Annotated in this window: 16 protein-coding genes and 1 tRNA gene; 7 read left to right on the top strand and 10 right to left on the bottom strand. The window is 63.9% G+C overall.

Features of this window, described 5'->3' with window-relative positions:
- Window positions 1-43 precede the first annotated feature (43 nt).
- Both NKI66_RS06815 and NKI66_RS06810 read right to left on the bottom strand, forming a co-directional pair.
- Window positions 44-119, bottom strand: a tRNA-Lys gene (locus NKI66_RS06815).
- Window positions 120-225: 106 nt separating this feature from the next.
- On the bottom strand, window positions 226-1,134 hold the full coding sequence (locus NKI66_RS06810) for a PhzF family phenazine biosynthesis protein (protein WP_023812407.1): 909 nt from the start codon (window positions 1,132-1,134) through the stop codon (window positions 226-228).
- A gap of 101 nt (window positions 1,135-1,235) precedes the next feature.
- On the opposite strand from NKI66_RS06810, the gene NKI66_RS06805 reads away from it, so the two are divergent.
- From NKI66_RS06805 to NKI66_RS06790, 4 genes are all read left to right on the top strand, one after another.
- Window positions 1,236-2,528, top strand: coding sequence for an efflux RND transporter periplasmic adaptor subunit (locus tag NKI66_RS06805; protein ID WP_352751284.1), 1,293 nt, complete (start codon window positions 1,236-1,238; stop codon window positions 2,526-2,528).
- A 4-nt stretch (window positions 2,529-2,532) separates the two neighbouring features.
- Entirely contained in the window at window positions 2,533-3,240 is a 708-nt protein-coding gene (locus NKI66_RS06800) for an ABC transporter ATP-binding protein (RefSeq protein ID WP_023812409.1), read from the top strand.
- Between the two features lie 2 nt (window positions 3,241-3,242).
- The gene (locus NKI66_RS06795; RefSeq protein ID WP_023812410.1) at window positions 3,243-4,460 is read left to right on the top strand and encodes an ABC transporter permease; all 1,218 of its coding nucleotides are present in this window, start codon (window positions 3,243-3,245) and stop codon (window positions 4,458-4,460) included.
- A gap of 133 nt (window positions 4,461-4,593) precedes the next feature.
- Window positions 4,594-4,836: a hypothetical protein gene (locus tag NKI66_RS06790; RefSeq protein WP_352723174.1), complete on the top strand. Its 243-nt coding sequence runs from the start codon at window positions 4,594-4,596 to the stop codon at window positions 4,834-4,836.
- Here the strand turns inward: NKI66_RS06790 and NKI66_RS06785 are convergent.
- Both NKI66_RS06785 and NKI66_RS06780 read right to left on the bottom strand, forming a co-directional pair.
- Window positions 4,833-5,549: a hypothetical protein gene (locus tag NKI66_RS06785; RefSeq protein ID WP_023812412.1), complete on the bottom strand. Its 717-nt coding sequence runs from the start codon at window positions 5,547-5,549 to the stop codon at window positions 4,833-4,835. The two genes, NKI66_RS06790 and NKI66_RS06785, sit on opposite strands and share 4 nt — an antisense overlap.
- Window positions 5,550-5,572: 23 nt before the next feature.
- Window positions 5,573-6,703: an endonuclease/exonuclease/phosphatase family protein gene (locus NKI66_RS06780; protein ID WP_023812413.1), complete on the bottom strand. Its 1,131-nt coding sequence runs from the start codon at window positions 6,701-6,703 to the stop codon at window positions 5,573-5,575.
- Window positions 6,704-6,891: 188 nt separating this feature from the next.
- Between NKI66_RS06780 and NKI66_RS06775 the strand changes: the two genes are divergently transcribed.
- Complete coding sequence (locus NKI66_RS06775) at window positions 6,892-7,455, top strand: BA14K family protein (protein WP_023812414.1); 564 nt, start codon at window positions 6,892-6,894, stop codon at window positions 7,453-7,455.
- 103 nt (window positions 7,456-7,558) lie between these two features.
- On the opposite strand, the gene ilvC is transcribed toward NKI66_RS06775, so the two are convergent.
- From ilvC to NKI66_RS06760, 3 genes are all read right to left on the bottom strand, one after another.
- The gene (gene ilvC, locus NKI66_RS06770) at window positions 7,559-8,578 is read right to left on the bottom strand and encodes a ketol-acid reductoisomerase (protein ID WP_023812415.1); all 1,020 of its coding nucleotides are present in this window, start codon (window positions 8,576-8,578) and stop codon (window positions 7,559-7,561) included.
- 24 nt (window positions 8,579-8,602) lie between these two features.
- Entirely contained in the window at window positions 8,603-9,256 is a 654-nt protein-coding gene (locus NKI66_RS06765) for a TetR/AcrR family transcriptional regulator (RefSeq protein WP_023812416.1), read from the bottom strand.
- A 150-nt stretch (window positions 9,257-9,406) separates the two neighbouring features.
- Entirely contained in the window at window positions 9,407-9,865 is a 459-nt protein-coding gene (locus NKI66_RS06760; RefSeq protein WP_023812417.1) for a MarR family winged helix-turn-helix transcriptional regulator, read from the bottom strand.
- A gap of 100 nt (window positions 9,866-9,965) precedes the next feature.
- Here NKI66_RS06760 and NKI66_RS06755 point away from each other — a divergent pair, with 100 nt between their 5' ends.
- On the top strand, window positions 9,966-10,712 hold the full coding sequence (locus tag NKI66_RS06755; RefSeq protein WP_023812418.1) for a glutathione S-transferase family protein: 747 nt from the start codon (window positions 9,966-9,968) through the stop codon (window positions 10,710-10,712).
- Here the strand turns inward: NKI66_RS06755 and NKI66_RS06750 are convergent.
- Together NKI66_RS06750 and NKI66_RS06745 are read right to left on the bottom strand one after the other, a co-directional pair.
- Window positions 10,660-11,922, bottom strand: a complete 1,263-nt coding sequence (locus tag NKI66_RS06750; RefSeq protein WP_023812419.1) for an FAD-dependent oxidoreductase — start codon at window positions 11,920-11,922, stop codon at window positions 10,660-10,662. The two genes, NKI66_RS06755 and NKI66_RS06750, sit on opposite strands and share 53 nt — an antisense overlap.
- A 46-nt stretch (window positions 11,923-11,968) precedes the next feature.
- On the bottom strand, window positions 11,969-12,379 hold the full coding sequence (locus NKI66_RS06745; protein WP_127293162.1) for a winged helix-turn-helix transcriptional regulator: 411 nt from the start codon (window positions 12,377-12,379) through the stop codon (window positions 11,969-11,971).
- Between the two features lie 135 nt (window positions 12,380-12,514).
- On the opposite strand from NKI66_RS06745, the gene NKI66_RS06740 reads away from it, so the two are divergent.
- Window positions 12,515-13,408, top strand: a complete 894-nt coding sequence (locus NKI66_RS06740; protein WP_352723428.1) for an SDR family oxidoreductase — start codon at window positions 12,515-12,517, stop codon at window positions 13,406-13,408.
- Between the two features lie 62 nt (window positions 13,409-13,470).
- Here NKI66_RS06740 and NKI66_RS06735 read toward each other — a convergent pair.
- Window positions 13,471-13,769: KUP/HAK/KT family potassium transporter (locus tag NKI66_RS06735; protein ID WP_457150252.1), on the bottom strand; the 299-nt coding region annotated here is incomplete at its 5' end.

The following is a 13,769-nucleotide window of genomic DNA, read 5'->3' as shown; positions in this document are numbered from 1 at the left end:
GCGTCTCGCTTTCAGGGTCTTTCCACCAACTCTTCTAGGAATTTGGTGGGTGCGCACAGGATTGAACTGTGGACCCGCTGATTAAGAGTCAGCTGCTCTACCAACTGAGCTACGCACCCACTCGGCCGGCAAAAACCGGCGTTGGCGGGCATATAGCCGCCACCACCGGTCCTGTCCAGCCCTGCCGGAATCATTTCCCGACAAATCGACCGAGCATGCGTTCGATCAGACGAACAGCTTGCCCTCCGCCACCTTGACCGCATTGCCGCCGATGCGCGCCGAGGCCAGTTTTCCGCCTTGCACGGTCAGTTCGAGGCGGATGCGCGATGGCCGGCCCATCTCCAGCCCCTGCTCGATCCACAGCTGCGAAATGCCGTCGGTCGGCGCGTCGAAATGCATGATGGCGCCGGCAAAGGCGGCAGCCGCCGAGCCGGTCGCCGGATCCTCGTAGGAAGGCGTGCCAGGCACGATCATGCGCACATGGAAGGCGCTTTCGTGGTTCACCGTTTCGCGGCAATAGACATAGGGGCTGGCAAAGGCCCATTCGCTCTTGCGCGGCGCCAGTTCCGACCAGGCCTGGTTGTCCAGCCGGATTCGGCCCGCCGCCTCGAGATTGGCAACCGGAATGGTGACGTAGGGCACGCCGGCCGACCAGAACGCGACGCGGTGATTCTCGAAGCCGATTTCATGCGGCGTCAACCCAAGGGCGGCGCCGATCGCCTCCGGATCGGCCTCGAGCTTCAGCGGTTCCGGCAGCTTCGCCAGGTCGAACTCGGCGAAGGTGTTGCCGTCGTGCTTGCTGACGGCGCAACGCACCGGGCCGATGTTTTCCTCCAGCACGAAGATGCCGGCGCCGCCCTCTTCCGCCAGTTCGGCCAGCGCGATCGCGGCGCCCACGGTCGGGTGGCCGGCGAATGGCATTTCATAGTCGGGGGTGAAGATGCGAATGCGGTTTCTGTGCTTGGGATTGTCCGGCGGCAGCACGAAAACCGATTCCGACAGGTTGAATTCGCGCGCGATGGCCTGCATCGCCGCCGTGTCCAATCCCTCGCTGTCCAGCACGACGGCCAAAGGATTGCCGGCCAGTCGCTCGGTCGTAAACACATCGTAAAGCAAGTAATTCCGAGTTTTCATTCCTGCCTCAATCCCAACGTGGGCGAAATTTAATTTGATATTTGAACCAGTAAGCCTGATCTGTGCACAGATAGGGACATTGCGCATTATAGGGGTCCAGCGTGGACCAGATTGTCAATCTGCCAAACACGGAATCGGATTCCGCCATCGAGACGGCGCTTGGGCTCGACCAGACGGGGCGGCGCAAGTCGCGTCGGCGCGGCTGGCTCTATGCGCTGCTGGCGCTGATCGTGCTCGCCGCCGCGCTCGGCGTCTATCAGTGGTATGCCGGCTCGCCGGCCAGGATCGATTACACCACCGTGCCTGCCGCCAAGGCTGATCTCACCGTCGCGGTATCGGCGACCGGCACGCTGCAGCCGCTCACCCAGGTCGACATTTCAAGCGAACTGTCCGGCATCATCCGCTCGGTCTCGGCCGAGGAGAACCAGCAGGTCAAGAAGGGTGACGTGCTGGCGACACTCGACACGGTGAAACTCGAGGTCCAGATCGAGCGCGCCGAAGCTTCGGCCAAGGCCGCCGCCGCCAATGTCGAGGACGCCACGGTTACGCTGACCGAAAACGAGAAGGCGCTGGTGCGCGCCGCCGAACTGACCAGGCGTGGCATGGCGACCGACCAGTCGCTTGAAGCAGCAACCGCCACGCGCGACCGTTCCAAGGCAGCGCTCGACAGTGGGCAGGCCAACCTCGCCATCGCCCAGGCCGACCTCAAGGCGCAGCAGACCGACCTTGCCAAGAGCACCATCTATGCGCCGATCGACGGCATCGTGCTGACGCGCTCGGTCGATCCCGGCCAGACGGTCGCCTCCTCCCTGCAGGCGCCGGTGCTGTTCATCATCGCCGCCGATCTCAGGAACATGGAACTGGTGGCGGCGGTCGACGAAGCCGACATCGGCGCGGTCAAATCCGGCCAGCATGCCCGCTTCACCGTCGATGCCTTCCCCGAGCGGCCGTTCGACGCCGAGATCCGCGACATCTCCTATGCCTCGGTCACCACCGACGGCGTCGTCACCTACAATGCGCGGCTCGAGGTCGACAACAACGAGCTGTTGCTGCGGCCCGGCATGACCGCAACCGTTTCGGTCGTCACCAAACAGGCCAAGGGCGTGCTCACCGTGCCGGCCACCGCCTTCCGCTATCGTCCGGCGCAGCAGGCCGCCCGCGGCTGGAGCCTGAGCGACCTGTTCACCGGCCGCATGGGGCGCCCCGGCGGCAACCGCCAGCGCCAGGCCGCCACAGTGCCCACCGACGGCTCGCGCACGCTCTACGTGCTGGAGAACGGGCGTCCGCACCCGGTCAACGTCAAGATCGGCTCGACCTACGGCGAACTGACCGAGATCATTTCGGGCCTGGACGAAGGCGCTCAAATCATCACCGCGTCGCAGCAGCGGAGCTGATGCCGTGGCTGCGGGCGCGACCCTCATCACCTTCGACAAGGTCTGGAAGAGCTACGGCCAGGGCGAGGCCAAGGTGCATGCGCTGGCCGGCGTCGATCTTGCCATCCGGCGTGGCGAATTCGTCGCCATCATGGGTCCGTCCGGCTCCGGCAAGTCGACGGCGATGAACATCATCGGCTGCCTCGACACGCCGACGGCCGGAACCTATTCCTTCATGGGCATCGACGCCGGCCGCCTCGACCGCAACCGCCGTGCCATGCTGCGCAACCTCTATGTCGGCTTCGTCTTCCAGGGCTACAACCTGCTGGCCCGCACCACGGCGGCCGAAAATGTCGAACTGCCGCTGATCTATCGCGGCGTCGCCGCCCGCGAGCGCCGCGACCTGGCCATGCAGGCCTTGGCGCAGGTCGGCCTTGTCGGCCGCGAGCACCACACGCCGGCCGAACTGTCCGGCGGCCAGCAGCAGCGCGTGGCGATCGCGCGCGCCATCGTCACGCGCCCGACACTGCTCGTCGCCGACGAGCCGACCGGCAATCTCGACACCGCCCGCACGCACGAGATCATGGAGCTGCTGACCCGGCTCAACACCGGGCTTGGCCTGACCGTCGCCATGGTTACGCATGAGGCCGACGTCGCCGATTATGCCGAACGAACCATCCGCTTCCTCGACGGTCATGTCGCCTCCGACACAATGAAGCTGGAGACGGCATAACCATGATCTGGGAAACCGTCCGCCTCTCGCTGCGCTCGATCCGCCGCAACGTGCTGCGCTCGTTCCTGACCTTGCTCGGCATCGTCATCGGTGTTGCCGCCGTCATTGCCATGCTTACCATCGGCTCGGGTACCACAGCAAAGGTCAAGGCCGACATCTCCAAGCTCGGCAGCAATCTACTGGTGGTCCGCTCCGGCCGTCCGGCCGGCCCCGGCGGACCGGGCGGGCTCGACCAGGTGGTGCGTCCGCTCGCGGAAAAGGACCTTGCGGCACTTGTGGCGCATCTCAGCGGCGCGCGCGCGATTTCACCGGCCTCGCAAAAGCAGGTCCGCGTCATCTTCGGCACCGAGAGCCTGACCTCGGGCGTCACCGGCACCGACAGCGCCTATCTCGATGCGCGCGACTGGAAGCTGGTGTCGGGCCGCCCGTTCAGCGATTCCGAAACCCGCTCGGGCACCGGCGTGTGCCTGATCGGCGAGACCGTGCGCCAGCAATTCTTCGGCGCCGGCGATCCCGAAGGCGAGATCATCCGCGTCAACCGCACCTCCTGCAAGATCATCGGCCTGCTCGAGCCCAAGGGCTATACCGGCTTCGGCCAGGACCAGGACAATGTCGTGCTGATGCCGTTGCACGCCTACCAGCGCCGCATCGCCGGCAACCGCGACATCGACAACATCTACATCGCCGCCGACGACCGCACACCGACCAGCGAATTGCAGCCGCGCGTCGAGGATATTTTGCGTGATGCGCGCCGCATCACGCCGGACCGCGAGAGCGATTTCGCCATCCGCGACATGACCCAGATCGCCGACGCCATGGCCAGCGCCACAACCACCATGACCGGCATGCTGGGCGCCGTCGCCGGCGTCAGCCTGCTGGTCGGCGGCATCGGCATCATGAACATCATGCTGGTGTCGGTCACCGAGCGCACCCGGGAGATCGGCATCAGGCTGGCCATCGGCGCGCATGAGAAGCACATCCTGATCCAGTTCCTGGTCGAGGCGACGGTGCTGTCGCTGCTCGGCGGCATCATCGGCATCCTGATCGGCCTGGCATTGGCCGGCCTCGCCGCGGTGACGCTGACCATCCCGTTTGCGCCGAGCCCGGCGGTGATCCTGCTCGCCGTCGGCTTTTCCGCCCTGATCGGCATGGTCTTCGGCTTCTTCCCGGCATTGCGCGGCGCCAGGCTCGATCCGATCGACGCGCTAAGGCACGAATAGGGCAACCCGGCCAGAACGCGGCCGGCGCTCCGACCCGGTTTTGCACAGTCTTCGACGTTTCCACCCGGCCCGCCACTGTCCCCACACTGTTCGCGATGCTAGGGCAATTGACCTTGGGTGGAGGAATAGCGGGATGAGCAAGAAGGCGCGATTGATCCTGGCGATGGTCATCATCGAGGCGGCTCTTGCAGGCATCTGGTGGTATCTCGCCCGCTACGGCATGGCCAATCCCGACCGCGTCACATCGGATTTCCAGGCAGTCGTCGGCCAGACGATGGGAATGGCGATGGGCGGCTTGCTGGGCATCGGCTTCATCCTGTTCCTCGTCGCTGCCCACAACGATCGCAAGGCGGCACAGGACAAAACGCGCCCTTAATCCATGTTTGCGAAATGCCACTCGATCAGCGGCTTCATGTGCGGCGAGAGCCCATCCGGCAGGTCGGCCGCATGGCGGATGATCACCGGCCCCTGGATCTCCGGCTCGGTCTCGGTGGCGACGAAGGCTGAGATGCGCCTGGCGATCTCGTCTGCGGGCGCCGTCTCGTGATAGCGGCGGAAGATCACCGTGCCGCTGCTGGTCGACATGGCGTGGTATCGCTTGCCGCGTTCAGCACCTGACAGGTCGAGCCCAGTTTCCTCGCGCACCTCACGCATCATGTTGAAATCGACATCGACCAGCCCATCGCGAAAATCGATCGGCTCGAACGAGCCGGCAGCGAAATAGACGCGGCCGGCATTGACTGTGTGCGGCCCCATGCGGATCGCCACCAGCGCATTGTCGCCGGCCACCAGCATGGCATGGGCATAGGCATGCTCGGCGCCCGAATTCTCGCGCCGCTTCCGCCACAGCATGAACGTCGAGTAATTGACCGCATGGCAGCGGCCGACGAGACGGCTGTCGCGGTAGGCAAGTTGCGACAGCAGCACCACCATGCCGTCGAACAGCGCCGGATTGGCGGCGATTTCGTGCTGCCAGTTCTCGGCGATCGCCTCTGCATTGTCCCTTGCGAAAGGGTGCGGACCGGGATCGAGCCGGACGTCGATGTCGTCGACCGGCAGGATGACGTTGCGCGGCAGGTCGAAACTCATACCGTATCAGGCCCCAATACTGCTTACCGGACAATGTCCAGCGTGATCGCCACCGGGCAATGATCCGATGCCTTCGGCCGGTCCCAGCCGGCGCGCGGAAACCGCTCGACCTCCTGGCCGGGCGGAAAAATGGTGCGCCAGGGCTGGCCGTTGCGGATAATGTCGGGAACGGCCGTTGCGTTGCTGGCGGCGAGCCCCTTCGACAACAGAATGTAGTCGAGTTGGCACAGATGCCGCTCTTCGGGTCCTCGCGTGTGGTAGAAACTCCAGCGGTTCATCTCCGGCCGCCGCTCGACGACATTTTCGCAAAAGCCGCCTGCCGTCAGCACGTTGATGCAGGACAGGGCTTCGTCGACCACCTCGAAGCGATAACCGTCGATCGCATCGCCTGCTACCTTCACGCGCTGGCGATAGTCATTCATGTCGCCGCAGATCGCCCAGCGTTTGTCGGCGGCCCCACTTTTGTCAGCGGTGTCCCCACCGAAGCGCTCCTCGATGATGCGGCGCACGGCCTGCGCCTCCGCGATGCGCACCGGCATCGTCGCCTCGCGCCCGTCGAGTCCGTTGCGCGGCGAGCCCATCGACTTGAAATGCACGAGATAGAGCGTCAGCGGCACGCCGCCCACGGTGACGTCGATCTCCAGGCAGTCGCGCCGGAAAATGCGCTCATTGGCCTGATTGCCCAGTACCTCGAGTTCCGGCGTGTGCAGCCCGAACTGCTCGTAGGTGACGTAGGCGTGGCTGGTCATGCGCACGAATTCGATCGGCTGGCCCTGCGCGGTCTCGTTGCGCATCATCACGGCAACGTCGATACCGCGCGAATCATTGCCCGATGTGGTGTATTTCTGCCGGTAGCCCTGCCCCACCATCTTGAACAAATAGCCGTATTCGAAGGCCTTCAGCGCTTCGATGTTGTCGACCTCCTGCATGCAGATGATGTCGGCCCGGGTGGCAGCGATTGCCAGCGCCGTCAGTTGGCGCGTGTCGTCGGACTGGGCGATGGCGCGGGCCTGCTCCAGGATCCTGTATTCCGCCTCGCTCTGGATATCGAACAGCGCCAGCGTTCGATCCTCGTTGAGCTGGTTGCGATAGCCGGAAAAATCGAACCTGTTCATCAGGTTCTCGACATTGAAGGTGGCAAGGCGCAGCGACATGCCATGACCTTTGCCCGCAAGTGCTTCGGAAAACAAGCGCGCAAAACCACCATCTGAGATCGATTGGTCCTGGGCGCGTTCGCGTCATGGTTGACGGAACCTTTCCGTTCATCCGCCGTTCAGATGCAAACATCCATTGTTGCCCATTCCTCGGGTGGGCGTGGGGCCTGTAACTCTTGGAGAGTGCAATGAGTTCGCTCTTTTCTTCCACGGTCAAATCGGGGCTGATAGCCCTCGGTATCCTGTCCGGCGTCACGGCACCGTCCGCCGCCGGACCGATCATGCAGCCGGATCTGTCGATACCAACCAGCACGGCGGCGCCGAATGTCACGCCGGTTCGCGACAGTTGGGCCGGCGGCAACAACCGTCAGTTCAACAACGACGATTGGAGATGGCGCCGGTCGGGCAATTGGGACGGCGGCCGTCGACACTGGCAGGGCGGCGGCGGTAACTGGAATGGTGGAGACAACTGGCGTTGGCGCCATGGTCGCCATCACTATCGCGGCGGCCGTTACTACGATGATGGCGCGAGTGCCGCGATCCTGGGCCTTGGCCTGGGGCTTGGCCTCGGCAGCATGTACAACAATTACGACTACTATGACCGGCCGGCGCCGCGCCGCTACTACCGCGCGGGACGGCTTTCGAGCGCCCATGTCCAATGGTGCTACAACCGCTACCGGTCGTACCGGGCCTACGACAACACCTTCCAGCCCTACAACGGCCCGCGCCAGCAGTGCTACTCACCCTATTGAGCTGACCTGTAGCTGAGCCGACCGACAGAATGAAAAAACGGCGCCACTTGGCGCCGTTTTTTGTTCATGGAAGCCGCTGTTTTCGAGCGCTTGTGGATTTCGCTCAGTTCTTGGCCTTGTCGACCAGCTTGTTCTTGGAAATCCAGGGCATCATCGCGCGCAGCTTGGCGCCGACTTCCTCGATCTGGTGGCTGTCATTGTTGCGGCGGATGCCTTTGAAGCGGGACATGCCGGCGCGATATTCCTGCATCCACTCCGAGGTGAATTTTCCCGTCTGGATGTCCTTCAGCACGCGCTTCATCTCGGCCTTGGTCTCGGCGGTGATGATGCGCGGACCCGAGACATATTCGCCCCATTCGGCAGTGTTCGAGATCGAGTAGTTCATGTTGGCGATGCCGCCTTCATAGATCAGGTCGACGATCAGCTTGACCTCGTGCAGGCACTCGAAATAGGCCATCTCAGGCGCGTAGCCGGCTTCCACCAGCGTCTCGAAACCGGCCCGGATCAACTCGACCAGACCGCCGCACAGCACGACCTGCTCGCCGAACAGGTCGGTCTCGCATTCCTCGCGGAAATTGGTCTCGATGATGCCCGAACGGCCGCCGCCGACGCCGCAGGCGTAGGACAGCGCCAGGTCGAGCGCATTGCCCGAAGCGTCCTGGTTGACGGCGACCAGGCACGGCACGCCGCCGCCCTTCTGGTATTCGCCGCGCACCGTGTGGCCGGGACCCTTCGGCGCGATCATGACGACGTCGACCGTCGACTTCGGCTCGATCAGGCCGAAATGCACGTTGAGGCCGTGCGCGAAGGCGATTGCGGCACCGTCGCGGATGTTCGGCGCGATCTCGTTTCTGTAGATGTCGGCCTGCAGTTCGTCCGGCGTTGCCATCATCATCAGGTCGGCCCATTTGGCGGCGTCCGCCACGCTCATCACCTTGAGCCCGTCGGCCTCGACCTTGTTGGCGGTCGCCGAGCCGGCCTTGAGGCCGATGGCGATCTCCTTGGCGCCGGAATCCTTGAGGTTGAGCGCATGCGCCCTGCCTTGGCTGCCATAGCCGATGATGGCGACCTTCTTGCCCTTGATCAGATTGAGATCGGCATCACGATCGTAATAGACGCGCATTTTGTCTTCCTTCGTTTTTACAAATCAGAGGGCCTTGCGGCCGGTTGTTGCTCCATGAAGAGCGAGAAACTGCTGCGTCGCGCGCGCGGCATCGCCGCCGATCGCCGCCTCAGTCAATTCCAGCCGGTCGCCAAGCAGCAGACGGATCTGCACGTCGCGGGCGACCAGCCCGAAAAAGGTGCGGAACGCCGTCTCGGCATCCGCGAAATCCAAAAGACCGGTCCGTCGGCCGGCCTCAAGCACCGGCTTCAACCGTTTGGCCAATGCGAAGCGGCCGTTCTCAAGCACGACGGCGCCGAGATTGTCCTTACCCGAGCCCGCATGGCTGACCGCCACCCGGTTGAGGGCGATCGACGTGTCGCTGGAGATCACCTTAAGCCAGTCCGAGGCAAAGCGTTCGAGGCTTGCGGTCAGCGAGGCAAGATCGAGCCCCTTGCCGTCAACCGGCGCCACCCGCACTTTCGAGGCCTGCCACTGCACCGTCGCCGTCAGCAGCCCGTCACGGTCGCCGAACCATTTGTAGAGCGTTTCCTTGGAGCAGCTAGCGCGGCGCGCCACGGCGTTCATGGTCAGATGATCGCCCTCCTCGACCAGCAGCCGCAACGCCGCGTCGAGGACGGCCTTCTGCCGTTCTGTCAGCGCTTCGCTGGTGTCGATGTCGGGCAAGATGTGCAACACGCTCTTCTCTCGAAAGGCAGGCCGCCGATCACTCGGCAATCCGTACCGTACGTTACGGTTCGGCATATTGCGCATTCCAAGGCCGCACGCAAGAGGACGAGAGCAAAATATCTGCAAGTGGATGAGCGTTGCCGCGCGCGACAGCCTCGCCTAGTCGCCGGCTGGCGGTTGACGCAGCCGTCCAAGCAATGCCGAGACCATGGTCAGCTCATCCGCCGACAATTTGGCGCCTACCAGTTCCGCAATCGAGCGTCCGTAGACAGCCCACATCTGGCGGCGTATCTCTCGCCCGCTGGCGGTGATGCGGATGGTCTGGCCACGGCCGTCATCGGCCACCGGCAGCTTCTCCACCAGTCCGTCGGCCTCTAGGCGGGCCAGAAGCCGAGAGATGTTGTATTGCGCGAACAGCGTGCGCTCGATGAGCTGGAACGGCCGCAGCCCGCCCTCACCCGCCTCGGCGAGCTCATGCAGCACGTCGTACCAGGCAAGCGGCGGCAGGCCGGCGGCCTTCAACGCCTCCTCGGCGCTTTCCATCAGCTGGCGCGAAACGCGCATCAGGCGAGCCCAGGCCTTGATGGCTTCGGGCGAAGGCGTGGCTTTCTCGGTCATGGCGCATTCCTAGACGATAGATGCAATTGCATCAAGCTTGACGGTCGATGCATGTGCATCTATATAGATGCAATTGCATTAACCCTGGAAAGCCGATCCGATGAAACACGAAACCTGCACACGCGCCGACAAGCTCATTCTCGTCAGCCATCACCTTTGCCCCTATGTGCAGCGCGCCGCGATTTCGCTGGCCGAAAAGGGCGTGCCGTTCGAGCGCGTCGATATCGACCTCGCCAACAAACCGGACTGGTTCAAGGCGATCTCGCCGCTCGGCAAGGTGCCGCTGCTGCGGGTACAGCGAAATGGTGAGGAAACGGCGATCTTCGAATCGGCCGTCATCCTCGAATTCCTCGAAGAGACGCAGGCCAACCCCCTCCACCCTGTCGATCCCTATGCCCGCGCCCGTCATCGCGCCTGGATCGAGTTCGGTTCGGCAACCCTCAACGCCATCGGCCGGTTCTATTCAGCCTCGACCGAGGCTGGCTTCCTTGCCGAATCCAGCGCGCTGTCCGCCATGTTCGATCGCCTCGAAGCCGAGCTGGCGGACGAGCCCGGCGGACCCTGGTTCGCCAGCAAGCACTTTTCGCTGGTCGACGCCGTTTACGGTCCGGTCTTCCGCTATCTCGATGTCTTCGACCGCATCGGTGATTTCGGCATTCTGGACGGCAAACCGCTCGTCCGAGCCTGGCGCAAGGCGTTGAGTGAACGCCCGTCGATCAGGCAAGCCGTGGCGCCGGACTATCCGCAGCGCCTGCATGCTTTCCTGCAAGCGAAGGGATCGCACCTTTCAGGCCTCATCCGGAAAAACGATCCAGCCACCGCGCTTCGGTCAGCCCAATCCGCTTGAACGGATCGATCACCGTACCGGCCACCATCGAGGCGAGAAACTGCGGCGCCGGCGGGATTTTTGCCACCGTCGCCACCAGCCTGTCGCGGATCAAGGGCAGCGCCACCGAATCCGACTGGTAGAACGGCGTGAATGCCAGCGACAGCGCCTGGAAGATGCGGACATGCCAGCGCCGCGCCTTCGCATAGGCCTCCAGTGCTGCGTCGACACTCGTTGTCCGCACCAGCGCATGGCTGAGCGCCGCCGCGTCGAGCAGCGCCATGTTCGCCCCTTGCCCGAGTTGCGGACTGGTGGAATGCGCCGCGTCGCCGATGACGGCCAATCGCCTACCGGCCGGGAGCTTCATCGTGTGGTGGCCGTAGCGGGCCAGCGAGAGCTGGTCGAAACTGTCGATCTGGCTGGTGAACGCCTCGCTCTGTGGCCACAGCCGGACCACCCTTTCCTTCCAGGCGTTCAGGCCGCGGACGCGCACCTCATCGGCATCCGACGGCTTCAGGCTCCAGAAGAAGGCCGCCATCTTTTCAGCGCCCGGCTGCGGCCGGCCGACCGGCAGCACGCCGATCATCACGCTCGCTTTGTCGTAGCGTTGCAGCAGCGCATGCTCATCGAAACCGTCGCCGCGCCAACCAAGCGCGGCCCAGAACGCGCCATAGGTGAGTGCTCTTGGCTCGCCTGGAGCGCTCGCGCGGCGCAGTTTCGAGCGCGAACCGCTGGCGTCGATGACGAGGTCGAACGGCCCTGCCCTTCGTCGGTTGCCGCATATCAGCGTCGCCCGTTCGCCGGTCTCCAGAGCCTCGATCTCGACGCCGGTCTCGATGGCGATCGCCTCGCGCTGCGCGGCGCGGAAAAGCACGCCGAACAAGGCCGCCCGGTGCACCGCCAGCCCGAAGCGGCCACCGCGTTGCGCATCGTAGCGGACATCGAGCACCGTACGGCCCGTGGAAGCATCGGCGCCATGCAGGCGGTCGATACGGCTGCCCAGCGCGAGTATGTCGTCAAGCAGGCCAAGATCGGCCAGGACCGTCAGCCCTGTCGGCTGCAGAATCAGCCCGGAGCCGACCGGCTTCGGCTCATCGAAGCGCTCGAAGACCGTGACCCGATGCCCGGCACGCTTGAGATAGAGCGCCATGGCCAATCCCGCCGGCCCGGCGCCGGCAATTGCTATGTCGTAGGAAATGCCAATGCCCCCAAGCCGAACTGGCCGGGACAATCCTTCAGCCGCCCGACGAAATCAAGCCGCGGGTTTTAACTGCCGTTCAAGCCTGCATGGCATCAAAGCCGGAACGCGCGTCGCGCACCGCGTCATGATTGAGTTCGGCCCATAGGATCAGCTGATGCAAGGCGCCGAACATCGAATGCCCGAGATCGGTCAGGCTGTATTCGACGCTCGGCGGCTTGGTCGGGAACACTTCGCGATGCACATAGCCGTCACGCTGCAAATCATGGAGCGTCTGCGTCAGCATGCGCTGTGAGATATCGGGCACCAGCCGCCGCAATTCGCCAAACCGATAGGGCTTTTCGGCCAGCGCCATCATCAGCAGCGAGCTCCATTTGCCGCTCACCCCCTGGATGACATCGCGGACTGGACAATTTGCAAAATTGCCGCCGCCGGAGATTGCCTTGTAGACCTCCATCTTCGATCTCAGATTGACGATCTTGCTGTCCACCGCTGGTTCCCTGCGCCTGCCTACCTCCCGAAAAACTGCCTTCTTTACGGCCCAGGGTCAATTCCTATTTTAGTGCTGGTCTCTTTTTGAGACTGCCACTCGAGCCGCCTTAGCGGCGCAATGTCAGGATCTTCCATGACCGAAACCCTTCTCGTCACCGGCGCTTCCGGCCAGCTCGGCCGCGGCGTCATCAACCACCTGCTGGACACGTTCAAGGTCCCCGCGGGCCGGATCATCGCCGCCACCCGCAATCCGGAAAACCTTGCCGAGTTGGCGGCGCGAGGTGTCATCACAAGGGCGGCTGACTTCGACGACACACTATCGTTGGAGGCTGCGTTCAAGTGCGCCGACAGGGTGCTGATCATCTCGACCGGCGAGATCGACCTGCTTCACGGCAAGCGCCTGAGGCAGCATGAGAACGCGGTTGCCGCCGCGAAGAAGGCCGGCGTTTCCCACCTTCTCTACACCTCGATGCCGAATCCAGAACCGGTTTCGCCGGTGCTGTTTGCCAATGATCACTACGGCACCGAGCAGGCGATCAAGGCGAGCGGCATCCCCTACACGATCTTCCGCAACGGCTGGTACCAGGAGAACCTGTTCATGGCCCTGCCGCACGCGATCGCTTCGGGAAAATGGTACACCTCCGCCGGCGACGGCCGCATGGCGCACGGTGCGCGCGACGACATGGCGGCAGCGATCGCCGCCGGCCTCGCTGCCGCATCAAGCGAAAGCGAGACCTACACCTTGACCGGCCCGCAGGCCTACACGACGGCCGAGATTGCCGCCCTGGTAAGCGAGGTCACCGGCAAGCCGCTAGATGTCGTGCAGGTTCCGGATGAAGCCCTGACCGAGGGCGTGAAGGCGGCTGGCGTTCCCGAGGACTTTGCCCGCATCATCGTGTCATTCGACGCCAACACGCGTTCCGGCCGCATCGCCATGGTGACGGACGCGGTCGAGACGCTTTCCGGCCGAAAGTCGAAGACGCTGAAGCAGTTCCTCGAGGCAAACAAGGCCGCGCTGGCCGGTTGAAGCGGAGTGACATGGACTGTGCCGTGAAGCACAGTCCATTCGCCGATCCGCCAGGACATGTCCTAGATCGCCACCTGCGTGCCGATCTCGACCACGCGCCCGGTCGGGATTTGGAAATACTCCGTCGCATCGGCCGCCGTGCGCGCCAGGCCGATGAACAGCCGATCCTGCCACACCGGCATGCCGGAATTGGGCGAGGCCTTGAGCGAACGCCGTGACAGGAAGAACGAGGTCGTCATGATGTCGAACTTCCAGCCCTGCTTGCGGCAGATCGCCAGCGCGCGCGGGATGTTCGGCTGCTCCATGTAGCCGAAGGTCAGCGTCACCCGCATGAACAGCTCGTTGACCGTCTCCATCTTGA

It is taken from the genome of Mesorhizobium sp. M0518, assembly GCF_040321125.1.
In the GTDB taxonomy this organism is placed as follows: domain Bacteria; phylum Pseudomonadota; class Alphaproteobacteria; order Rhizobiales; family Rhizobiaceae; genus Mesorhizobium.
Note: the sequence above shows the minus strand (reverse complement) of the source record. Positions and strands in the feature narration are given on the sequence as shown.